Origin of the sequence: [Erwinia] mediterraneensis, assembly GCF_900604315.1 — a bacterium.
Classification (GTDB): Bacteria; Pseudomonadota; Gammaproteobacteria; order Enterobacterales; family Enterobacteriaceae; genus Pantoea; species Pantoea mediterraneensis_A.
The window spans coordinates 1545961-1570069 of the sequence record NZ_LR026978.1 but is presented as its reverse complement, the minus strand read 5'-3'; the positions used below and the strand labels follow the sequence as shown (position 1 = coordinate 1570069).

19 protein-coding genes are annotated in these 24109 nt (G+C 52.1%); 5 read left to right on the top strand and 14 right to left on the bottom strand.

Translation table 11 applies throughout. From position 1 onward, the window contains the following. Positions 1 to 132: 132 nt before the first annotated feature. The 5 genes from yidA to dnaA all read right to left on the bottom strand — a co-directional run bounded on the left by yidA (position 133) and on the right by dnaA (position 7261). Positions 133 to 942, bottom strand: a complete 810-nt coding sequence (yidA, locus tag E0E17_RS07375; protein ID WP_130832965.1) for a sugar-phosphatase — start codon at positions 940 to 942, stop codon at positions 133 to 135. A gap of 195 nt (positions 943 to 1137) precedes the next feature. Continuing rightward, positions 1138 to 3546, bottom strand: coding sequence for a DNA topoisomerase (ATP-hydrolyzing) subunit B (gene gyrB / locus E0E17_RS07370; protein ID WP_130832963.1), 2409 nt, complete (start codon positions 3544 to 3546; stop codon positions 1138 to 1140). A 17-nt stretch (positions 3547 to 3563) separates the two neighbouring features. Then, entirely contained in the window at positions 3564 to 4649 is a 1086-nt protein-coding gene (gene recF / locus E0E17_RS07365; RefSeq protein WP_130832961.1) for a DNA replication/repair protein RecF, read from the bottom strand. A 106-nt stretch (positions 4650 to 4755) separates the two neighbouring features. After that, a complete protein-coding gene (gene dnaN / locus E0E17_RS07360; protein ID WP_130832959.1) occupies positions 4756 to 5856 on the bottom strand; it encodes a DNA polymerase III subunit beta in 1101 nt (366 codons plus the stop codon). 4 nt (positions 5857 to 5860) lie between these two features. Further along, positions 5861 to 7261, bottom strand: a complete 1401-nt coding sequence (gene dnaA / locus E0E17_RS07355) for a chromosomal replication initiator protein DnaA (protein WP_130832957.1) — start codon at positions 7259 to 7261, stop codon at positions 5861 to 5863. 597 nt (positions 7262 to 7858) lie between these two features. Here dnaA and rpmH point away from each other — a divergent pair. The 5 genes from rpmH (at position 7859) to mnmE (ending at position 11726) form a co-directional block, all read left to right on the top strand. Beyond that, positions 7859 to 7999 (top strand): 50S ribosomal protein L34, encoded by a 141-nt coding sequence (gene rpmH / locus E0E17_RS07350; protein ID WP_000831330.1) that lies wholly within the window; start codon positions 7859 to 7861, stop codon positions 7997 to 7999. 15 nt (positions 8000 to 8014) lie between these two features. Next, a complete protein-coding gene (rnpA, locus tag E0E17_RS07345; RefSeq protein WP_036625704.1) occupies positions 8015 to 8374 on the top strand; it encodes a ribonuclease P protein component in 360 nt (119 codons plus the stop codon). Beyond that, positions 8338 to 8595, top strand: a complete 258-nt coding sequence (yidD, locus tag E0E17_RS07340) for a membrane protein insertion efficiency factor YidD (protein ID WP_130832955.1) — start codon at positions 8338 to 8340, stop codon at positions 8593 to 8595. The genes rnpA and yidD overlap by 37 nt, the downstream gene beginning before the upstream one ends. Before the next feature lie 2 nt (positions 8596 to 8597). Then, positions 8598 to 10244, top strand: a complete 1647-nt coding sequence (yidC, locus tag E0E17_RS07335) for a membrane protein insertase YidC (RefSeq protein WP_130832953.1) — start codon at positions 8598 to 8600, stop codon at positions 10242 to 10244. Between the two features lie 117 nt (positions 10245 to 10361). Continuing rightward, the gene (gene mnmE, locus E0E17_RS07330) at positions 10362 to 11726 is read left to right on the top strand and encodes a tRNA uridine-5-carboxymethylaminomethyl(34) synthesis GTPase MnmE (protein WP_130832951.1); all 1365 of its coding nucleotides are present in this window, start codon (positions 10362 to 10364) and stop codon (positions 11724 to 11726) included. A 67-nt stretch (positions 11727 to 11793) separates the two neighbouring features. Here the strand turns inward: mnmE and E0E17_RS07325 are convergent, their stop codons facing one another. The 9 genes from E0E17_RS07325 to tssK form a co-directional block, all read right to left on the bottom strand. After that, entirely contained in the window at positions 11794 to 12285 is a 492-nt protein-coding gene (locus E0E17_RS07325) for a type VI secretion system baseplate subunit TssE (protein WP_130832949.1), read from the bottom strand. 5 nt (positions 12286 to 12290) lie between these two features. Continuing rightward, positions 12291 to 13091: a type VI secretion system accessory protein TagJ gene (locus E0E17_RS07320; protein WP_130832947.1), complete on the bottom strand. Its 801-nt coding sequence runs from the start codon at positions 13089 to 13091 to the stop codon at positions 12291 to 12293. Positions 13092 to 13107: 16 nt separating this feature from the next. Continuing rightward, on the bottom strand, positions 13108 to 13920 hold the full coding sequence (locus tag E0E17_RS07315; protein WP_165446212.1) for a TagK domain-containing protein: 813 nt from the start codon (positions 13918 to 13920) through the stop codon (positions 13108 to 13110). Positions 13921 to 13925: 5 nt separating this feature from the next. After that, positions 13926 to 14192 (bottom strand): PAAR domain-containing protein, encoded by a 267-nt coding sequence (locus tag E0E17_RS07310; RefSeq protein ID WP_130832943.1) that lies wholly within the window; start codon positions 14190 to 14192, stop codon positions 13926 to 13928. Positions 14193 to 14267: 75 nt separating this feature from the next. Then, positions 14268 to 16703 carry a type VI secretion system tip protein TssI/VgrG gene (locus E0E17_RS07305; protein WP_130832941.1) on the bottom strand — a complete coding sequence of 812 codons (2436 nt, stop codon included), beginning with the start codon at positions 16701 to 16703 and terminating at the stop codon, positions 14268 to 14270. A 54-nt stretch (positions 16704 to 16757) separates the two neighbouring features. Further along, on the bottom strand, positions 16758 to 17411 hold the full coding sequence (locus E0E17_RS07300) for a hypothetical protein (RefSeq protein ID WP_130832939.1): 654 nt from the start codon (positions 17409 to 17411) through the stop codon (positions 16758 to 16760). Between the two features lie 91 nt (positions 17412 to 17502). Further along, positions 17503 to 21390 (bottom strand): type VI secretion system membrane subunit TssM, encoded by a 3888-nt coding sequence (tssM, locus tag E0E17_RS07295; protein ID WP_130832937.1) that lies wholly within the window; start codon positions 21388 to 21390, stop codon positions 17503 to 17505. An 11-nt stretch (positions 21391 to 21401) separates the two neighbouring features. Further along, a complete protein-coding gene (tssL, locus tag E0E17_RS07290) occupies positions 21402 to 22730 on the bottom strand; it encodes a type VI secretion system protein TssL, long form (protein WP_130832935.1) in 1329 nt (442 codons plus the stop codon). A 38-nt stretch (positions 22731 to 22768) separates the two neighbouring features. Beyond that, positions 22769 to 24109, bottom strand: a complete 1341-nt coding sequence (gene tssK, locus E0E17_RS07285) for a type VI secretion system baseplate subunit TssK (RefSeq protein ID WP_130832933.1) — start codon at positions 24107 to 24109, stop codon at positions 22769 to 22771.

Below are 24109 nucleotides of genomic sequence, written 5' to 3'. Positions count from 1 at the left end.
TGACTCGCATTGTAGTACCATCAAAGTAAGTTGTACTACAATATGAATCACAAAACAGGCAATCTATGCGCAAAAGCGCGGCAGAGAGACCGGGGAAAAGCGGACGGCAGGTCACCGTCCGTGAAAGAAGGGTTACAGCACCAGCTCTTCGATAGCGTACGCCACGCCATCTTCCATATTGGTTTTAGTAATAAATTGTGCGACTTGCTTCACTGCATCAATGGCATTACCCATCGCCACACCGGTACCGGCATACTCAATCATCGCCAAATCGTTTTCCTGATCGCCAATCGTCATTACCTCAGCCTGCGTCAGTCCGAGTTTTTCCGCCAGCATGCGCACGCCCTCGCCTTTATTGACGCGTTTGTTGAGGATTTCCAGATAGTAAGGGGCGCTTTTCAGAATGGTGTAATTCTCCTGTGCGTGCGCAGGCAGACGGCGAATCGCCTCATCCAGCAAGCCGGGTTTATCCAGCATCATCAGCTTGGGAAAACGCATCTGCGGATCCATCTCCTCAACCGCTCGGTAGCGCACCGGAATGCCGGTCAGGCTCGCTTCGTGGATGGTGTATTCGCTGATATCTTTATTCGGTGTGTAGAGATGCGTTTTGTCGAACGCCTGAAAATGAACACCCAGCTCGCGCGCCAGCTGTTCTATGTAGAGATAGTCATCAAAACCGAGCGTCACTTCCGCCACACAGTCGCCGTTCTGCGCCTGCTGCACCAGCGCACCATTGTTGCTGATGCAGTATTGCCCTTCCTGCTGCAGGTCCAGTTCCATCAGATAACGCTCAACGCCAACAAATGGCCGGCCAGTTGCCAGTACGATGGAAACCCCTTTATCCCGGGCGCGGCCAATGGCTGCTTTTACCGCCGGGGTGATCTGGTGTTGAGGGTTAAGCAGAGTACCGTCCATATCAATCGCAATCAGTTTTATCGCCATTACGTCCTCGTCATCTCAGGGTCAATTCAGTTAACTGCATGCTAGCGCGATTCAGCTCACGTTGACCAGTTACCCGACAGAATGAAATAGCCGGAAACTCAGCGGAGACGGGGAAGCCATACGGAAAGGATGCCAGCACTGGCAGAGGAAACAGACAGAAAAAAATCCCTTCCCGGGCGGGAAGGGATTGCAGGGTCAGATATCAATATTCGCCGCTTTCAGGGCGTTTTCTTCGATAAAGGCACGACGCGGCTCAACGGCATCACCCATCAGCGTGGTAAAGAGCTGATCGGCAGCAATAGCGTCTTTGATGGTTACGCGCAACATACGGCGGCTGTCAGGATCCATGGTGGTCTCCCACAGCTGTTCCGGGTTCATTTCACCCAGACCTTTGTAGCGCTGAACTGCCAGGCCGCGACGCGACTCTTTCACCAGCCATTCAATCGCCTGTTCGAAGCTGGCAATCGGCTGGCGACGGTCGCCGCGTTCAATAAAGGCATCTTCTTCAATCAGACCGCGCAGTTTTCCACCCAGCGCGCAGATTTTGTGATACTCCGGCCCCTGAATAAATTCACCATCCAGCGGATAGTCGGTGTCAACACCGTGCGTACGCACACGCAGAACCGGCTCAAACAGTTTCTGCTCACGGTTTTCGCGTACCTGCGCCAGATAGGTACTGCCGTGCGCTTCCCGTTCGGTCAGGTAAGCCACCAGCGTATCCAGCCAGTTTTTCACCGCGCTCTCATCGCCGAGGTCGTTCAGCGTCGGATGATAAATCAGCGCGCGCAGCAGGGCGACAGGATAACGGCGCTCCATACGCTTGATCATTTTCTGCGTGCTGTTGAACTCAGCCACCAGATTTTCCAGCTGTTCACCACCCAGCGCAGGCGCACTGGCGTTGGTGTGCAGCGTGGCGCCATCAAGCGCGATGGCGATCTGATATTGATCCATCGCTTCATCATCTTTGATGTACTGTTCCTGCTTGCCTTTTTTCACTTTATACAGCGGCGGCTGAGCAATGTAGACGTGGCCGCGCTCAATGATTTCCGGCATCTGGCGATAGAAGAAGGTCAACAACAGTGTACGGATGTGCGAGCCATCGACGTCCGCATCAGTCATGATGATGATGCTGTGATAACGCAGTTTGTCCGGGTTATATTCATCACGGCCAATGCCGCAGCCCAGCGCGGTGATCAGCGTAGCCACTTCCTGAGAGGAGAGCATTTTGTCGAAGCGTGCCTTCTCCACGTTAAGGATTTTCCCTTTCAGCGGCAGAATCGCCTGGTTTTTACGGTTACGTCCCTGCTTGGCGGAACCGCCTGCAGAGTCACCCTCCACCAGGTAGATTTCGGAATGCGCCGGATCGCGCTCCTGACAGTCGGCCAGTTTGCCCGGCAGGCCCGCCAGATCCAGTGCACCTTTACGACGCGTCATTTCACGTGCGCGACGTGCCGCTTCACGCGCACGGGCCGCGTCGATAATTTTGCTCACGACAATTTTGGCATCGTTCGGGTTTTCCAGCAGATACTCTACCAGACGCTCATTCATCTGCGATTCCACCGCCGATTTCACCTCAGAGGAGACCAGCTTATCTTTGGTCTGTGAGGAGAATTTCGGATCCGGTACCTTCACGGAAACCACAGCAATAAGCCCTTCACGCGCATCATCGCCGGTAGCGCTGATTTTGGCTTTTTTGCTGAAGCCTTCTTTGTCCATATAGGCGTTCAGGGTACGGGTCATCGCTGCGCGGAAGCCCGCCAGGTGGGTACCGCCATCACGCTGAGGAATGTTGTTGGTAAAGCAGTAGATATTTTCCTGGAAACCGTCGTTCCACTGCAGCGCCACTTCTACCCCGATACCATCTTTTTCGGTGGTGAAATAGAACACGTTCGGGTGGATCGGGTTTTTGTTTTTATTCAGGTATTCCACAAAGGCTTTGATGCCGCCTTCATAGTGGTAGTGATCGCTCTTGTCATCGCGCTTGTCTTCAAGACGAATAGAGACGCCAGAGTTCAGGAACGACAGTTCGCGCAGGCGCCTGGCCAGAATCTCATATTCAAAGCTGGTGACGTTGGTGAAGGTTTCATGGCTTGGCCAGAAACGTACGCGCGTACCGGTAAGCTCGGTTTCGCCTACTACCGCCAGCGGTGCCTGCGGCACACCGTGCACATAGGTTTGCTGATGCACTTTACCGTCACGGCGAATAGTCAGCTCCAGCTTTTCTGAAAGCGCATTCACCACCGACACGCCCACACCATGCAGACCACCGGAAACTTTGTAGGAGTTGTCGTCAAACTTACCGCCGGCATGCAGCACGGTCATGATCACTTCTGCGGCCGACACGCCCTCTTCTTCATGAATACCGGTAGGAATACCACGGCCATCATCCTGAACCGAGACGGAATTATCCGCATGGATGGTAACCACGATCTCTTTACAGTGACCCGCGAGTGCTTCGTCGATGGCGTTATCCACGACCTCGAATACCATGTGATGCAGACCGGTGCCGTCATCCGTATCGCCGATATACATACCCGGGCGTTTGCGTACCGCATCAAGCCCTTTCAGAACTTTGATACTTGAGGAGTCATAAGAATTCGACATCAACGTTTCTCGCTCATTTAATCTTCAGGTTGAACCACTATTTTACCCTGTTCCACGCGGAACATCTTGCCCTTTTCATCACTCATGTCGATAACATGGTCAGTCCCAATGGCACTGACAAAGACCTGTGCCTGGGTGGCTTTCAGCCGCGCCGCCAGCAGGCGACGGCGGCTCTCATCCAGCTCCGATGCGAAGTCATCAATAAGGTAGAGGCAGCGGCGTCCGCTCTGACGCGTCAGGTATTCCCCCTGCGCCAGACGTAATGCACACATCAGCAGCTTGAGCTGCCCGCGTGAGAGTAAATCTTCTACCGGCGTGCCGTCGGCACGGATCCGAAAATCCGCCTTGTGCGGCCCGCTGGCGGTGTAGGTGAGCGCACGATCGCGCTCGAAGTTGCGTTCCAGCAACCCGGCATAGTCGCTCTCTTTGTCCCAGCCGCGCTGGAAGGAGAAAGCGAGTTGAAACTCAGGCAGAAACTGGGCGCAGGTCGCTGTGATATCGGCGGCAATCGCCTCGCTGTAGCCCGCGCGCCACTGGCTGATCTGTTCCGCCAGCGGCACCAGCTCCTGGTCCCAGGGGCGAATCTGGCTGTAGCGCGTGACCTGACGCAACGCGGCGTTGCGCTGTTTCAGCAGCCGACGCAGGTTGCTCCAGGCATTGAAAAAGCCGGGCGCATCATGGAAACAGCCCCAGTCTATGTAGGCTCTACGGTATTTGGGGCCGCCATTGAGCAAAGTAAACCCCTCCGGGGTAATTAATTGCATCGGCAACAGTTGCGCCAGCTCCGCCACTTTATGACCATCGCTGCCGTCTATCCGCACTTTGCTTTCCCCGGCGCGGTTTTTAGTCAGCCCCACCGCCATTTCACGTTCGCTGTTCACTACGCGGCCATGCAGCACAAAGGCGGGCTGGTCATGACGGATCACACGTCCCGCCTGCAGGCTACGGAAGGCACGACCATGACCCAGCGTATAAATCGCTTCCAGCACGCTGGTTTTGCCGCTGCCGTTGGCACCGATCAGAAAATTAAATCCTGGTGCCAGCGCCAGATCGGCCTGCTCGATATTGCGGAAATCTTTTATAAGAAGGCGGGTTAAAGCCATGTACACGTCCAGCAGCGGGAGAATGTCGGGGACCAGTCGGCATTGTAAACAGACATACCCGGCAGAGGTAGTGACCAGCCTGGTCTGAAGACCAGGCCGACATATCCTACAACCGCATAGGCATCACAACATAAGCCGCCGCCTGGCTGGCAACGTCTTCAATCTGCACGCTGGAAACCGAATCGGTCAGCAGCAAGCGCACATTTTCACATTTCAATGCGTTAAGCACATCCAGCACATAACTGACGTTAAAGCCGATCTCCAGATCGCTGCCGTTGTAGACCACATCCAGCATCTCTTCAGCTTCTTCCTGTTCCGGGTTATTTGCCGTAATTTTTAACTGATTTTCTGTGATGTAGAGACGAACGCCACGGAATTTTTCGTTCGACAGAATCGCCGCGCGCGCAAATGCCTGCTTCAGCAGATCGCAGCCTGATTCCAGCGTTTTGTCCGGATTTTTCGGTAATACGCGGCGATAATCAGGGAAACGGCCATCAACCAGCTTGGAAGTAAAGATAAAGTCGCCTACATGGGCACGGATGTTGCCGCTGCCGATCTGCATCTGGAGCGGCGTGTCACCGCCATCCAGCAGGCGCACCAGCTCCACTACCCCTTTACGCGGCACGATCACCGAATGGTCAGGCAGGGCCTGGCCAACAGGCATTGAGCAAACCGCCAGACGGTGGCCGTCGGTCGCCACCGTACGCAGCTCTTCCCCCTCGGTTTCAAACAGCATGCCGTTGAGGTAATAACGTACATCCTGATGCGCCATGGAGAACTGCGTGGCTTCAATCAGGCGCTTCAGCGTTGCCTGCGGCAGGGTAAATTCCACTTCGCTCTGCCAGTCGTCCAGATTCGGGAAATCACTGGCGGGCAGCGTGGAAAGCGAGAAGCGGCTGCGCCCTGAGCGCACCAGCATCCGGTCCCCTTCCAGCGTCACGTTAATTTCCGCACCTTCCGGCAATCCCCGGCAGATATCGAGGAATTTACGCGCCGGGACCGTGGTCGCTCCGGGTTCATGCGGTTGCGTCAGCGCAACGCGTGCAACCATCTCCATTTCCAGATCGGTACCGGTCAGTAATAACGTGCCCTCATTCACCTGCAGCAGCAGGTTGCCGAGAATCGGTAAAGTAGGACGACCGCCCAGCGGGCCGCTGACCTGCTGGAGCGGCTTAAGCAACTGTTCACGTTCAACAATAAATTTCATAGCGTCACGAAGATAATGTTCTGATGAGATTAGAGAAATCTTCTTTGATATCGTGGCTCTCTTCACGCAGTTGCTCGATTTTGCGGCAGGCATGAAGCACCGTGGTATGGTCGCGACCGCCGAAGGCGTCGCCGATCTCCGGCAGGCTGTGGTTGGTCAGCTCCTTTGCCATCGCCATCGCCATTTGACGCGGGCGCGCGACCGAACGCGAACGACGTTTAGAAAGCAGATCCGCCACTTTGATTTTGTAGTATTCAGCGACTGTCTTCTGGATGTTATCAATGGTGACCAGCTTTTCCTGCAGGGCCAGCAAATCACGCAGCGCTTCACGGACAAAATCGATGGTAATGGCGCGACCGGTAAAGTTGGCATTGGCAATGACGCGATTCAGTGCCCCTTCCAGCTCACGCACGTTGGATCGCAGTCGCTTGGCAATAAAAAAGGCCACCTCGCCCGGCAAGCGGATATCGTTCTCATCCGCTTTTTTCATCAGGATCGCCACGCGAGTTTCCAGTTCCGGCGGCTCGATCGCCACCGTCAGTCCCCAGCCAAAGCGCGATTTCAGGCGATCTTCCACGCCGTTAATCTCTTTGGGGTAGCGATCTGAGGTCAGAATAATCTGTTGATTGCCTTCCAGTAGCGCATTGAAGGTATGGAAGAACTCCTCCTGCGATCGCTCCTTGTTGGCAAAAAACTGGATATCATCGATCAGCAGGGCATCCACCGAACGGTAGTAACGCTTAAACTCTTCAATCGCGTTGTTCTGTAACGCCTTCACCATATCCTGCACAAAGCGCTCGGAGTGCATATACACCACTTTCGCATTGGGCTTACGGGCAATGATGCCGTTACCCACCGCATGCAGCAGGTGCGTTTTCCCGAGGCCGGTGCCGCCATAGAGAAAGAGCGGATTGTAAGCGCCGCCAGGGTTATCGGCCACCTGACGCGCCGCCGCGCGTGCCAGCTGGTTCGATTTACCTTCGACAAAGTTATCGAAGTTATGGCGACTGTTAACATTGGAGCGGTAGGTGACATCCGCCGGGGCGGGCACATTATCCCAGCTCGGGCGCAGGTTTTGCGCAGGAGCCGGACGGTTTTCCGGGCGCGGCGGTACGTTGACGCTGGCCATTACCGGCTGACTGACAGCGGCCTGCGTCACAGGACGCGTTCCCACTTCAAAGCGCAGCAAGGGCACATCCGTACCGCAAAACTCGTTCAGCAGCCCATTAATACTGTTGAGGTATTTATCCCGAACCCAGTCGAGTACAAACCGATTTGGTGCATATAAGGCGAGCGTATTGTCGTTTAACTCAGCCTGGAGTGGACGGATCCACATGCTGAATTCGGTGGCAGGTAGTTCATCCTGCAAACGGGCAAGACACTGTTGCCAAAGCGTAAGTGACACGGCGGACTCCACTCGTACAAAATCGATAAGATATCAGGCGCTAATAAAGAAACGTTCATATTTGACACAGACGTAAGAAAGCGCCTGCGACCGCTATCAGCGGTAGCTCCGCACTGCGATCGCGTCAGGATCATCAGCGGAAGGGCGGATCATAACGCAAAGCGAGACAGAGATCTTCCCTTTCTACACAGTTTTGATCCAATTTATCCACAGGCTGTCAGCAAGCAGTTTAGTTTACGCCAGCCGGGTGAAAAGGCATCAGGGATCGTGCCGAATGATGCAATTTTTCTGGTTAGCTCTCGTTTTCTGCCTGACTATCTTGAAATTGATCGCAAGAAGATCCTGAGCGATCCTTGCGCTTTGAACTGGAGGCCGTATAATTCTTTCCCCCGGCGTTGTACGCTATTTACCCGATGCCGGCTTCAGCGGGCTGTATCGGGGCTTCCAGGTACCGCGACCAGCGAAGTAAATTGACTCCGGACTGTACAATTATTACAATCCCGCCTCTTTATTAAAGACACATTGAGGCGTTGGTCGTTTTACTGGCCCAAAAACGCGTCACCAAGTGAAAATTTTCAAGTTTAGGTAGAAATCGCCATGAAACGCACTTTTCAACCGTCCGTACTGAAGCGCAACCGTTCTCACGGCTTCCGTGCTCGTATGGCTACAAAAAATGGTCGTCAGGTTTTGGCACGTCGTCGTGCTAAAGGCCGTGCTCGTCTGACCGTTTCTAAGTAATAAAAGCTAACCCTCGTGGTTAAGCTCGCATTTCCCAGGGAGTTACGTTTGTTAACTCCCACTCATTTCACTTTCGTTTTCCAGCAGCCACAAAGGGCTGGCACGCCGCAAATCACCATCCTCGGCCGCCTGAACTCGCTGGGGCATCCCCGCATCGGTCTTACCGTCGCCAAAAAGCATGTGAAACGCGCGCATGAACGCAACCGGATCAAGCGATTGACCCGTGAAAGCTTTCGTCTGCGTCAGCATGAACTGCCTGCAATGGATTTTGTGGTCGTGGCGAAAAAAGGGGTAGCGGATCTCGATAACCGTGCGCTGGCGGAAGCGTTGGAGAAATTATGGCGTCGTCATTGTCGCCTGGCTCGCGGCTCCTGATTGTTCTGATACGCGTCTATCAACGCGTCATCAGCCCATTACTGGGACCTCACTGTCGCTTTCAGCCCACCTGCTCGCAGTATGGGATTGAAGCATTGCGCCGCTTCGGCGTGATAAAAGGCAGTTGGTTGACGATAAAACGCGTATTAAAATGCCACCCTTTGAACCCGGGTGGTGACGATCCGGTGCCGCCAAAACCCTTTGATACCAGAGAACATTAACGATGGATTCGCAACGCAATCTTTTTCTCATCGCTTTTCTGTTCGTGTCTTTTATGATCTGGCAAGCCTGGCAGACGGACCATGCTCCGCAGCCGCTGCAAACCCAGACCACGCAAAATACGAACAGCGCAGCAGGTGATGCCGCCAGTCAGGGCGTTCCGGCCAGCGGCCAGGGCAAAACGATCACCGTTAAGACCGATGTCCTGTCTTTAAACATCAACACCCGTGGTGGCGATATTGAGCAGGCGCAACTGCTGACCTATCCCGACAAGCTGGGCTCAAACGAGCCGTTCCAGCTGCTGGAAACCACGCCGGCGTTCCTGTATCAGGCGCAAAGTGGCCTGACCGGTCGCAACGGTCCTGATAACCCGAACAACGGCGCGCGTCCGCTGTATAACACCGATCAGGATCACTTCGAAATGGCCGAAGGCCAGACCGAACTGCGCGTACCGCTGACCTGGACTGCTGATAATGGTGCTGTGTACACCAAAACCTTTGTGTTTAAGCGTGGCGAATATGCGGTCAATGTCGACTATCTCGTCAACAACGCCACTCAGCAGCCGCTGGAAGTGTCGATGTTTGGCCAGCTGAAGCAGACGATTGAACTGCCCAAGCATCGTGATACCGGCAGCAGCAACTTTGCTCTGCATACTTTCCGTGGTGCGGCCTACTCCACCAGCGATGAAAAGTATGAGAAATATAATTTCGATACTATCGCTGATAACGAAAACCTGAATACCACCACCAACAATGGTTGGGTGGCGATGCTGCAGCAATATTTTGCGACTGCATGGGTTCCGCGTACCGCTGGCAGCAATACGCTCTACACCAGCAATCTGGGTAACGGCGTTGCCGCTGTAGGTTATAAATCTGCGCCGGTGACCATTGCCGCAGGCGCGCAGCAGAACCTCGGCGCTACTCTCTGGGTCGGCCCGGAAATTCAGGACAAAATGGCGGCCGTTGCGCCCCATCTCGACCTGACCGTCGATTACGGCTGGCTGTGGTTTATCTCTCAGCCGCTGTTTAAGCTGCTGAAGTTCCTGCACAGCTTTATCGGTAACTGGGGCTTCTCGATTATCGTTATCACCTTCATCGTGCGTGGCATCATGTACCCGCTGACTAAAGCGCAATACACCTCGATGGCGAAGATGCGTATGCTGCAGCCGAAAATTCAGGCGATGCGTGAGCGTCTGGGTGATGACAAGCAGAAGATGAGCCAGGAGATGATGGCGCTGTACAAATCGGAGAAAGTTAACCCGCTGGGTGGCTGTCTGCCGTTAGTGATTCAGATGCCGATCTTCCTTGCCCTTTACTATATGCTGATGGGCTCGGTTGAACTGCGTCATGCGCCGTTCGCGCTCTGGATTCATGACCTTTCAGCGCAGGATCCCTACTACATCCTGCCGATTCTGATGGGCGTGACCATGTTCTTTATCCAGAAGATGTCACCAACCACTGTCACCGATCCGATGCAGCAGAAGATCATGACTTATATGCCGGTCATCTTTACCGTCTTCTTCCTGTGGTTCCCGTCAGGTCTGGTGCTCTACTATATCGTGAGTAACCTGGTGACCATCCTCCAGCAGCAGCTGATCTATCGCGGGCTGGAAAAACGGGGCCTGCACAGCCGCGACAAGAAAAAAGCGTAACGCCCCTGTTACGCAGCGCTTTCAGAAAGCAGCCCGCAAAGTTGCAATTTGAAAGCTGAAGGGTATAAAGGCGGTCAAAGCGACCGCCTTCTTTTTTTATGGTGTGAGAGAACATTTATGAGCCACAGCGATACGATTGTCGCCCAGGCGACGCCCCCGGGACGCGGCGGAGTCGGTATCCTGCGTATTTCCGGTGCCAGAGCAGCAGAAGTAGCGCAACAGGTACTGGGTAAGCTTCCCCGGGCCCGCTACGCGGACTATCTGCCGTTTAAAGATGCTGATGGCAGTGTGCTGGATCAGGGCATTGCGCTGTGGTTTCCGGGGCCTAACTCCTTTACCGGTGAAGATGTGCTGGAGCTGCAGGGCCACGGTGGCCCTGTCATCCTCGACCTGCTGCTGAGGCGCATCGTCGCGCTGCCCGGCGTACGCATTGCCCAGCCGGGGGAATTCTCGGAACGCGCCTTTCTTAACGACAAACTTGACCTGGCGCAGGCGGAAGCGATTGCTGATCTGATCGATGCCAGCTCGGAACAGGCTGCCCGCTCAGCGGTGAATTCACTGCAAGGGGTCTTTTCTACCCGTGTTAATCAGCTGGTGGAAGCACTTACTCACCTGCGCATCTATGTGGAAGCAGCAATCGACTTCCCGGATGAGGAGATAGACTTCCTCTCCGACGGCAAAATTGAAGCGCAGCTGAACAACGTCATCGCCGATCTTGATGGCGTACGGGCGGAAGCACGCCAGGGCAGCCTGCTGCGCGAAGGGATGAAAGTAGTGATTGCCGGTCGTCCTAACGCGGGTAAATCGAGCCTGCTGAATGCGCTGGCGGGCCGTGAGGCGGCCATCGTCACCGACATTGCCGGTACCACGCGTGACGTGCTGCGTGAGCATATCCACATTGACGGCATGCCGCTGCATATTATCGATACCGCAGGCCTGCGTGAGGCTCATGATGAGGTGGAGCGCATCGGGATTGAGCGTGCATGGCAGGAGATAGAGCAGGCCGATCGTGTGCTCTTTATGGTAGACGGCACCACCACTGCGGCCACCGAGGCAGCCCAGATCTGGCCCGATTTCGTGGCTCGTCTGCCTGATTCGCTGCCCATTACGGTGGTGCGTAATAAAGCTGACGTTACAGGTGAGCCTCTGGGCATGAGCGAAGTAAATGGTCACTCACTTATTCGCCTCTCTGCCCGCACCGGCGCAGGTGTGGAAATCTTGCGCGAACATCTGAAACAGAGCATGGGCTTTGCCGGTAACATGGAAGGCGGCTTTCTGGCGCGAAGCCGGCATTTACAGGCCCTGGAGTTAGCGGCCACTCACTTACAGCAGGGTAAAGCGCAACTGCTGGGAGCCTGGGCGGGTGAGCTGCTGGCTGAAGAGCTGCGCCTGGCGCAGCAGGCGCTAAGTGAGATCACCGGTGAGTTTACCTCTGATGATCTGCTGGGGCGTATTTTTTCCAGCTTCTGTATTGGCAAGTAATGTCTGCCGCCTGGCGACAGATTGAAAACAGAACAAGCCATGGCACCGTCGCGCCATGGCTTTCCCCTCACGAGTCATTCAGCATCACTCTGTCATTTTCCCGATCGTAGATCCCCTTCGCAGCCAGATCGATGGGATAAGGCTGCCAGTAGATGAGAGCGTGGATCTCGAACAACATCATGCCATTCTGAAAGGGCGTATCGAGGTTGCCGGGTGCGGTTACCCGCAGCGATTCCGGGATAATGCGTGGCTCAAAGCGCAGGATCGCCTCACGGAAGATTTTTTCGATGGTGGTCCAGTTATGCTGAATGGCGTAGCTGCCGGTCATGGGCGCAATGCCATAGTTCAGTACCGATGCCGTGACATGTTGATGCCGGACAGGGTCAAGCTGGTCTTCCAGATTGGCATTATTCAGGAGTGCGATGAGATCGCGCAGTACAATAGCGCGCATCTCTCTGCCGCTGTAAAAAAAGCGATCAAAGCGCTCCTCCTGCAGCTTAGGCTCCTCGTCAATCAGCCGATCCAGCAGCGTCGGCAGAAACGGTTTTTTCGCCTCCATGATGGTTAACAGGCGAAATGGACAGTTTCAATTTCAAACAGAGAGAGCTCTTTCTTATCGGTGATCAAGACTTTCCTGCCGGATCCAACCGCCAGCATCCCGGTTAATGTTTTCCATTCGGTTTTATGTCCCAACCGGGCCGCTTCATCCGTTTCGCTGTTTATCGGGTAACGTGCAGGAATAAAGCCAAAAAAGGTCTCCCCTTTCACTACGATCTGTGCCCGGGCCCAGATCAGCTCCAGGATCTCTTCAGGCGCGTATACGCGCAGTGATTCTATATCCGCATAAGGGATCCAGCGATAGCCGCCCGCATAGATAAATTCACAGACCGGGCCAAGACGCGCATCGCTGTCTGCCAGCCAGCTGAAGTCACCCGTATTCTCCCCCTGACCGGCGCTCACCGGCGCCGCGCCGAAAGCTTCTGCCCGTAACCGATCGGATAAATCCATCTTACCTTGTTGATATGCCTGATTCGCCTGCTGTAGACGGAGCAACCATACACAGGGTGCATTATCCAGGGTCGCTGCCTGCTTTTCTCCTTTCAGCACTTTATCGCGCAGCAGTTCACTGAAAATAAGATTTTTATAAAGCTCATTTTGTTGATTATTATGCTCATCAAGTAATAAAAGCGTGTCGAGCTGAATAGCAGCTTTTTCCCATAACCCCTGAATGCAATAAAGCCGGAATAATATCTGCCGCCAGGGTATATTATCCGGTCGGCTTTTTACCTGACTGCAGATATTTTTCGTGACTTCATTTAATGTGCTCTGTTTTAACCAATCCTTCAGTTTTGCATAGGTCTGCATGATTCCCTCCTTGATATTAAAACTGGCTGTCCAGGCCAGGCTGATAAAGATGCTGATACGCCAGCGCTGAGAGGCTTTTTTTTCTGCCCTTCACGTAATTTTCCGGCGCCAGCATACTCAGCAGATCGTACGGCTCCTCTGCTGGTGTAAAATCCTCGGGTGCCAGCGTCTCATCCAGTTCAGTTAATACTTTCCCTATTAACGCCGGGGAGGCAAAAAGACATTCGGTTAATGTTCTCGCATTCATTTGTTCCTGCATCCTTGCAAACTGTTTATCGTCGCAGAAGCTTATCTGTGTCTGCCGGACCACACTCTCCTGTACGGGCGTCGCGTGTTCACCCGTCACCAGCCAGGTTTTATATTCCCGCTCGAGTTTTTTGAGTATATCGTCTTCGCCATTTTCTTCAGGTTCGCCGATCAGCAAACTTTCTGCACTAATACTATGATAGCCACTGCCGGGTAGTATCTCTGCAATGTTCCCATGTTGATGTAGGATGTCATCAAACAACGCGGCTTCTGTCTCCGTGTTGTCGCTACCTGGCGTGATAAAACTAAAGTTACCCGCCTGTATTTTACTGTTTTCCCGCAACAGCCGACATTCGCCATTCGCCAGCGCAATGCCCTCCTCAATACAAACATAGTCACGGCAATGATTGCGAATAACCGGACCGATGCCGCACCAGTAAAAATGGATGCTCTCACTGGTATCTGTTTCCTGCAGGGTAAATATCCCGTCGACAACATCAAAGCGCAGCGGCTTATCCGCGCTACAGGTTTCGGCAAGAAAGAATGCATGCTGTTGTTCCGGCCAGGTTAACAGGATATTCATGGCGTTTAGCCTGTGAAAACATTTGCTGAACCGGTCACGATCACCGAACCGCATCCCAGCATATCGCCGCAGCGCGCCGCCGCAGCGCCGTTGATAAATACTGAAGCCGATCCGCTGACAACCGCTGTTGTTCCATGTCCGAGACCACAGCAAGCGCTGGATGCGCCAGCGATGGCGGCCGGAGCGCCATTGATAAAGACATCACCTGAGCCGGTGGTCACCACACCGCCATGACAGATGGCATCGCCCACTCTGGCTGCTTTTTGAGACATGATGCACCTCACTGTTACGTTAAAGCGTTATCTCCTGTGCCCTTCCGCTGACACCCTGATCAGGAAGAGCGCTTGTTATTGTGTCGGCCTGCGTCTGGCTTCTATCGTTGGCGCTGGCGTTTCTGTAGGTTCTGGAGTTTCTGTAGGTTCCGGAGTTTCTGTAGGTTCCGGAGTTTCTGTAGGTTCCGGGGTCTCAGTCGGCTCTGGCGTTTCCGTGGGTGCCGGGGTTTCCGTCGGTTGTGGTATTTCAGGTGGCTGGGGAAGATCCGGACGAGGAAGTTCCGGCAGAGGAGGCAGAGAGCCGGGCAGAAAGCTCATCAGACCGGCCACAGGTGCCAGCCCAGTCAGGCTGGAAATCGCAGCTAATTCCCCGCATTCCTTTCCTTTTCCCCTTCCTTTATCTGCACATTCGCCGGAGTTAAGGTGAATTTCCGGGGCATCAATAATGACCTTACAGTCTCCCTTGATGCGGATGACGCTCCCTTTCAGGCAGAGTTCACCACCTGCGGTTACAGAAACGCTTCCTCCGCTCTCCAGTGTCGCGGCCCCGCCGCTGGTCACTTGCCAGGCCCCGCCTGCGGAAAGTCCATAATATCCCCCCACATTGCTTAAACTGGCGCCGCCAACATTCAGCGCATGCATGCCCCCGACATTGACCGTATTTGCTCCACATACTGAAAGCTGGCGAAACAGGCCAATCTCTTTGACAGCAGCACCGAGAATGGAGCAGCTATAATTCAGGCCAACCGAAAGGATTTTTCCCAGCGAAACCGCTTCTGTCGCTGAACCAAAAATATTTTTGTTGTAGTTGCCGCCGACACTTTTTTCACTGTCTCCAACGACTTTTTTAACCTCATTCGCAGCAATGCTGATATTTCTGTTAGCACCAATGGTAATGCTGGAATTGCAGCCTATCATCTGTTCTTCATTATATTTAATCAGTCGCGTCATATTACGCTCCGCTTGCTCCCAGTATTGTTCCTGACCGGGCTTATCTTCAAAGCGGATACCGTTAAAGTTTTCCCGCCCGCCTCCGACAGAACGGCTGATAATACCGCTCTGGGTGGCATTGGCCGGTAAATCCCAGGGCGGCATGGTCACATCGTTATACAGACTGCCGATAATCAGTGGGCGGTTGGGATCGCCATTAAGAAAGTCGACGATGACCTCTTGTCCGACACGAGGAATATAAATACCGCCAAAATTATTTCCTGCCCAGGCCTGACTGACCCGAATCCAGCAGGAATCCGTTTCACGGTTCTGGCCATAACGATCCCACAGGAAACGCACCTTGACCCGGCCATATTCATCTGTCCATATTTCCTTGTTGGCAGGCCCAACGACAATGGCAGACTGCGGGCCCCGTGTTTCCGGTTTAACCGCCGTCAACGGATGACGGTAAATTTTGCTGGTGGGCTGAACAGTAAAGGTACATTTATATGCAAACTGCGTCTGACCACTTAGCTGCCCCGTTTCGGTAGCAGTAAAGTGCGCGCTGATAACCAGATACTCCTGGTTCGCTTTTGCGAGTGGATGGCCCTGCAACGTAAAATCAGTACCGCAAACAATGGCTCTGACTTCCGCCTCGCCTGTGGCGCGAGAGCCTTCAGCCCCCCGCTCCTCCATGCGCACCCTGGCCAGATGTTCACCTGTCGCGGGATTGTCATAACCTCCCGGCCAGTGAAAAATTTCCATTTCATTAAAGCGGGTTTTTCGGGGTTTCACATCCAGCGCCACAATATCTGCACGTGATTTTTTAAAATCATAATCGCTGGTGACCCACTTACCAGGTGTAATAGACTCCTCGACATGGAACTGACTGATATATTCCCTGATATGCTGATTATCATCAGGACGATAATCCAGGCAGTGGTAAGCGGGATGTGAATAACGCCGGTGCGCACCGACATGGTCAACCAGAATCAACCGGTGCTTATGATCAGAATGTTCGAAAAACCAATAGATGCCCCACTCCTCCATCAGGCGCTGAATAAAATTAAAATCTGTCTCACCATACTGAACCTGAAAATCCAGCAGGGGATAAACGGCTGTTAAACGTTTTTCAAAAGGAAAGTGATAGTCTGACAATACTTCTTCAATAATATCGACCACGTTTTTTTGCTGGAAAATTTTATAGTCAGTGGTCAGATTGGTTAAGTAGAGCCAGGGACGTATAACCAGTTCATACTGCGCCTGACTGGCATCGCGACCAATAAACCGGGCCTTCTCCACCAGCCCGGAGATTTCACGTTTACTGCCCGCTGCTCCTGACAGCTCTGTATCATTCTCAAGCTCAATTTCAATGGTCAGCTCTTTGCCAATAAAGGCTTTTAAATTGAGGTTTGCGGCAGACTGCCAGGAAATGGCCGGGTTCGCTGGCGTTTTCGCACTGATTTTGTATTCGTAAAGCTCCGAAAGCGCCTCTTTTCCCTGAACGCAGGTCAAAACTAAAGCGGGCTCACCCAGCAGCAAAGGCATCGACGGGCAGCTAAAACTAACGGTACGTGACATAACAACACCTGATCCTTAGTGAATAAATCAGAGCGCACCATTCGCTCTGTTTTTTTACTGAAGCGTGATTTTTTGCGAATCAATGATCCTGGCCTGTCGGCTTTGCCGCCATAACCATGCGACATGGCTATGACGAAGACAAAACGGCCACGCTGTCCAGGGCATTCGTTCTACGCCTGCATCTGCGGATAACGCAAAATCGGTTTTACAGCAGGCTGAAAGTAATAATGTTTTTCTGCGCGAGAAACCATTATCCCGGCGGAAAAAGGCGTATTTCCAGCCAGGTAATAGCGCGCGTTCTAATGACAATAACCAGTTACTCCACTGTTCTTCATCCACGCTTTGATTGTCATTATTTACAAGCATCGCCAGTATTCTGGCCTGCCAGAAAGTGAAATTCATGTGATGTAACAGCAATTGTTCGGCCTGTTTTATTTTTAGCGCGACACAGGAAGCAAAAAACCTTTTTTCTTTGCCCTGATACGCGACTACAGCACCAAGAAAACAGCGGTCACCTTTCCGCGATCTGTCGGGCAATACAAAGCTCCATGGATAATCCGCAGGAACCTGTGCTGAGAGCATACTCTTATCAGACTCCCGGTTAATGATCTCCATGATAAGCGATGTAAACTGCTTACCTGGTTGCCATAAGCACCTTCTGGCGGATATTATTTCTCCACCTGCCGATATCATTAATTTTATTTTCATATCTCTCCCTGATTCTCCGCTCCTTGCTTCCGGCGCCAAATCACGATAACAGCAATGTGGCGCATAAAGGCAGCATGGTGAAAAACTTCACTTATTCTGCAGAAGGACAGCGAAACTGCCTCAACATCTTATTCAGTAAAAGAGCGTTGTTACTTAATCCGGTAATTTCTAATGTCAGACGCTTCTTAGCCGTATCGTGTTTAATGCCGGTCAGGGTCGCTGCTTTTTCTGTCGTGGTTACGTTGCCTGTTAAGCTATAGGACAAATGTAATCTTCCCTCCGGTGTTTGCTTAAGCTGATCGGCCTGATCAAGCCAGTGTAACAGCGCCCAGGGACCGGTAAATTTGAAAGCAACGTCCTCTGGTTGTATGGACATACCGATATGCGTATCTGTCGCACTGTCCCAGACAAAATTCACCGGGACGACCGGGCCATGCTTATATTTATACTGGCTTTCATTAACATTTATTTTAATGGCATTGATATCAGGCTGCATAAAAACAACGGAAAGTACAAAGGGGATATGCAGCTTTTTTCCATCCTCTCCCTGGAAAAAGAACCGTTGTATCTCTGCAGCTTGCTCAAAAGAAGGGAGAATATCTTTTCCTGACGCACTAATCTGCATCGCCTGCTTATAGCGCCAGGGCTTTGTGGCTATCTCAACTTTGTCAGCGAGATGAGACTGAAAATATTGATCCATCAATCCTCCCTTACCAAACAGTCGCTCAAAGTCGCGCAGCTGCACTTCTTGCCTGCTGTCGGAGAAAGGGTATTTATCAGCCACCACTGCCCGACATGCTTCACCAATGCCACTCCGGGCATGATGGCTCAGATGGTCGACAATCTGACCGTTGATTTTTAACGTCGTTTTTTTTAGCAGTGACAGGATAATGTTGCCCAGGGGTTCCGGCCAGGATAATGCAGCGGCCCTTAATTGCTGAGCTTTATCCGTCACGGGTGGCATATCACCATTTTTTATTGCTTCCCGTGTTATCACCAGAAAAGTGTAATATTCCCGCAGCATAGCCAGAATAGCCTCCAGGCCGGGGCTGTCATCATGTTCTTCTGCGGCTTTCTGCGGGTACGGGCGGACCAGCTCATGTAAGGCGCTGAAATAATTGTCGAGCTGCTCGTGCAGGAGTTTAGTTTCATGAAATGCCAGCGTCTCCTGCACCTGCGCCACCTTGTGCAGTAACGCGTCCATCCTCTTCTGCGTCGCGCCCGCCTTTCCTGGCAACGGCGCAGCTAAGGTAGTCTCTCTGACAAGGTTTACGATCAGGTTTTTTAACGGCGAGTCAGGCGCAATCATCATACGCAGCGCATAGATATCAAACGTCAGGTTATTGCCGACCTTTTCTCCTTCCGCGTCGCTCTTTAACCGGATGTTGCTGATAAAGGTACTCCAGTTTCGCGCATATTCTTTCAGATAAAGCCTCAGCACCGCATCCTGCAATGTTTCACTCTCCGTAAGCTTGTCGCCGGACAGGTCAAAAGGCAGCGAAACCCGTAAGGAATTGCTGATTTTCCGCGTACCAATAACCCAGTGTTCTTCGCTCTGTAATTGTCTGATAAATTCTTTCAGATATTTTTTAAAAAAATGGTGGTAGCCTTCATAGCTAAACAGACCGGAGATGCCGCTGAGCGCCATCTGAGGATCGTTAAGGGTAAATAACCCGCTGTCCTGCTCGCCGGTCAGCTTATTCAGGGTAATGTTCTCTGCTATCTCAGAAAGAATTTTTTCTTTTAATTGTTCATATATCCGGCGGGCCGGACTCTCTTTTTGCAACAGCGTTCTGGCTTGCGCAACCAGCTCAGCATCGGCAGCCTGCCCATATTTTCGCCACGCCGCTCCCGACAACAGCGTCTCAATAAAAGTCGCAAGCGTTTTTCTGTCACCGTATGCTTCTGCCCTGCCTGCTGATTGCCACTGGCTGAGTAGACTGTCTGTCAGCCAGTGGCGCTCCATTTTCCCCTGTCCGAACACCATCAGATAGGTTTTCAACTGACGATAAAGTTCATCTCTGTTTTCAGAGGTAATGGCTTTCTTCAGCGCCAGCGTTGCCTGCTCCTCAATCGCGGGCAGTAATAAACGCTGAAGGAAAAAAGTATGTAAGCGGTCTGCGGCAGCGCGAATCACATCGCCTGTGTAGAGTCCATAACGATAAGCAACAGGGGGATGATGAATATCAAACTGCTCGCTGACAGGTAACTGATAACTGAGACGTAACAGACCGGGCAACAGCGCTTCCTGAGTAGCGTCAACCCCATGCTCAACCTCTTTTTTTACTGTTTCTGCCCGTTTATTTATCTCAGCGAGATAGGCGTTATTATGAGAATAACTATGATATAAACCATAAAGCAGCCAGATAACGATGCCCATGCATATGGCATGACCAGATAACATTCCTGCGCGGTAATGGAGCGTGGTGAGGCTGTTAAATCCGGCAAGGGCAGCATCCTTTATAATCAGATCAGAAAACAGACGCTGCAGAAAATAATGTTTGCTGTAGTTTGCATCGTTTACAGCTGCATAACCCGTTTCTGCTTTCGTCTCTTCAACAGTCCCTAACGATGAAGAAATGCCTGCAACATAATTCCGCCATTTCTGGATCAACGTTTGCTGGTTAATTAAGGGCTCTTTGCCGGGTTGTATGACACTCGTAAAGTAGATGCCGCGCAGCTGCGCCCGCTTTTGCGTATCCTCATATCTGGAAATTAAAAAAAGATGATGGGCAATCTCAGCGACGCCCGCAGCCAGTACGCTGAAATCCTGTGGGAGGGAATAGAGCTGTTTTCTGTCAGCCGTATCGTACTCCTCCTGCATGCGTAGCGTTATGCCGCGTTCAATACGCTCCTCAAGCAGGGCGAGTTCCGCTTCTATCGTCCCTTTCAGATCGCTTGCCATCCTTTTGTTATCTTCGCCATAAGGTAAGGTGAAACCCCAAATTTGCTCGCGCGCCTCGGGTGTCAAAGTGCGAAAATAGGGGGTAAAACCCGCCAGCCTGTCCATTTGCGTAATACATAAGTAAACGGGAAAATGCATGCCCAGGTGGTTTTTTATCTCCTCAAGGCGCGCACGTAGTCGGGAGGATAACGCATATCGTGCTGCTTTATCGGGCGTCATCACCTCAGCAGCAGATAACATCATCATGACGCCATTGATTGGTCTGAGGGGACGCTGTTTTCTTATCTCTTTTAACAGGGTAATCCATTCGTTATTTGCTTTTTCCTCGTCGCTGACATATTTACCCGCGGTATCGATAAAAATCGCTTCGTTAGTGAACCAGCACTCACAGCAAGTCGTAGGCGCGCTTCTCTTTCCCATACATGCCAGCTGTTCCGGAATCGGGAAAGCCTGGCCAGAAGAGAGGATTGCTGCAGTCTTTCCCGCTTGCTCAGGACCGATCGCGATATACCAGGGCAGAGCTTCAGCAGCGCGACGTGAGGTAAAAAAAAGTCGCCATGAGGATATTTTTCTCTGTTTGGTTTTAAGGATATGCACTGCATGTTTAATAATGTTGCGCACCTCCCGTATGGCTGTTTCATCTGGCTGCACGTCCCGTTTTTTTACCAGAGGATTTAACAATGCCGAATTGGATCTGACGACCTTCATTAAACGCCAGACGCTATACAGCATTGCGATAAAAAATATCGCAATAATGATGCCCTCTCTTACAGCCACCGGGGCCAGGGGAGAGATTTCTCCCACCCGCATGAAAGGACCAAAAACCCAGATAACCATACCCAGCGTCGCAAGAAGCGGGAAAATAAGAGGAAGACGGAAAAGCAGGAAAAAAAACCAGAACAATACGAATAAACTTAACATCATTCTTGCGGTGATGCTGGTCAGCGGCCGCATCTCACCAAGCCCCAGATACGGTCCCAGAAAAGCGATGGCCAAAATAATTATCAGCAGGCCCACCAGCATCAGTGTCCATTTAGTCAGCCTGAGCACATAAGATCTATTAAAAGAAGTCATGGTTTAACTCATTAATAGGTTACGTAGATTTCTACACGTCGGTTTTTTGCCCGTCCCTGCATGCTGTCATTGCTGCTGACAGGCTGTGTATCGCCGGCTCCCCTGATTATTATTTTTTCCGGGTCGATTCCTGCGCGTTTAAACCAATACGCCACGTTCCCGGCGCGTTTTTCTGAAAGTACCTGGTTACTTGCATATTTCTCTGTGCGGATGGGGACAGCATCTGTATGCCCCGTAATCACGACGCTGCCATTTACCCGCCGCACCTCTTGCGTAATACGCTGCAGAGTCGCGATGATTTCCGGTTTCACTTTTTCTGAACCTGAAAGAAACATCGCATCGCCCGTAAATATAATTTTTCTTTCCCGACTGTTTTCAAAAACCTGCACCCGTTTTTGCGTAATTTCTGGTTTCAGCAAAACTGATAAACGCAGCTTTTCCGCGGCTGGTTTAACAGCAGGGATAACATTAATGTGCTGCAGCGCTGCAATGCCGCTTGTGACACTGGCAGAGTGAGAGGAAAGCTTGTACTTAAAAATGAGAAACGCAGCGCTAAGGATCAGCAGGCTGGCCATAAGCGTAACGCGTAGCGGCAGAGAGAAACTCAAGCGTGCCCGCTTTTCATACGGCGCCAGCGGATGAGGAGAAAGTGCCGGAGGCAGCGAGTCGCTGCTATTCTGAATAATATTCAGCAGACGTCGCCGGATTTTGGTTAACTGACGGTCGCCGTCGTGGATAATGCTGTAACGGCCTTCAAATCCTAACCCCAGTATTCTTAACAGTATCTCCAGCACATCCCTATATTCATCCACATTCATTGACAACCGACCGATAAGCAAAAAGAACTTGTTCCCGCCGTCATTGTCGCCTTCAAAATGGTTGAGTAAGTTACTCTGCGACCAGGCTGCAGCTATTCCCCAGGGTTTGGCATGTGCTGACTCATCCAGTGCGGTACAAAGGCAATAACGGACGATAGCCATTTTTTGCCAGCTGATGCCGACCTCATCACAAACCACGGTAAAAGCGTTTATTTCGTTAATTAAGCTTTGTTTTAAAATGGCCACATAGTGTGTATTCGTAACGCTCTCCGGCAGGTCACTTAATGTACGCAATAAAGGTTGAGCCGCTTCCAGTAAGGGATTCTTGCTGCGTCTGAGCATACTGACACGCTGTTGAATACTGTCATGGTGAACAGGAGGAGCTTTTCTCACCTGCATGGCTGGCCCTGACGTGCCTTCATATAATGCTTCGCCCTGCTGGCTGCTGGCTGCATCCGGCAGTATTTGTTCATCAAGGAGGAATTTCCCTGACGCCTGCGGATTAGGCTGTTCGTTATCCATGGCTGATGTTATGCCCCGGGAATCAGTGCGTTCATGGTTCAATGTCTGATCCCCCAGAGTTCCATTTTTAACCCGGGAAGCTCGCCGGCGACATGCATAGCCATGGCCCCACTACTGACTATCTGATCCCAGCAAGCGCCGTCTTTTTGTAATTCGTAATACACATAACCGGAGTGATAAGGGATTTGTCGGGGCGGGACCGGGAGGTATTGCAAAGCCAGTCCGGGCAGATGAGACCTGACCAGCTCCTGTAATTGCTGAGGCGCGCTCATTTTCGTTTGCGCAATAAACTGTTGTTGCAGCAAATCCATCGGCAGCTGTGCATGGACTGCCAGCACAATATGGGTGAACGATCGCAGCTCCGCGGGCATCACGACTGCAGACCAGATGCCATTTCCCTTATATTCCAGAGCAATAAGCTGACCCGCCCGGATAAGAACCTGATTAAGCAGTTCATGAAGGTCTTTAACCAGCGGATAAACCGAGTGGTAGAGCTGCGCATGAGCGTACCCGGGCATGCGTACGGGACGGCGCGTCTCTGACCGGATGAAGGTAGAAAGTTCGGCCGCGAACTTCGCCAGTTCCAGGTAAAGCGTCACGGGCGGCAATTCAGGGATGCTTCTCAGATGATCAAGAACAGATTCATATTTATTAAATAGTTGCAGCAACAGATAATCGGCAATCTCGGCACTGGCTTTTCCATTACCCACAGCCAGGCGCCCGGCTAACATTTCGGCACGTATTTTTACCAGGCCATTTAGGTGCGTTAACCATTCATTTAATAAAGGGCTTGCCCCATACCCGGTAACGGGGGGGATATAATCATCCAGATGCAACACCACGCTGCCATCAGGCTGAAGTGCTTTTATTCGGGTTAAAGGGAGCCCAATCCAGGAGGCTGTCATTTCATGTTCAGCGATCAGCTTTAAGCGCAACCTGGCGAGCTGTACTGGTTTGGGCCCTTGCCGGATGGCATTAGTGTCATGAAGCTCGGTTTCAAAGGCTTCAAACCGCGCCAGTGAGCCCGAATCCAGCACATCAAAAATGGTCTCCTCACTGTTATCAAGGCGCAGCGGCACAGCCAGACAGATAACTTTTCCCAACAGTTCAGGGGTAATGGTTAAGGGCTCAGGTAATTCAGCATGTCCCGGAATATCAAAAGGCGTACCGTCCGGCAATACACCTTTACCGGAACGTACCACCAGTTTGCCGTAAGTCAGCGCCTCTTTATCCAGCTCATAACGGGCAAATCCCCAAAAAAAGGGAGTGATGGTTGCTGCGCGCTGATGCGCATAATATTCAAAATAACGTTCCTGCTGCTGAAAAAGCTGAGGACGCAGAAATAATCCTTCATTCCATACGACTTTGTTTGTTTTCAC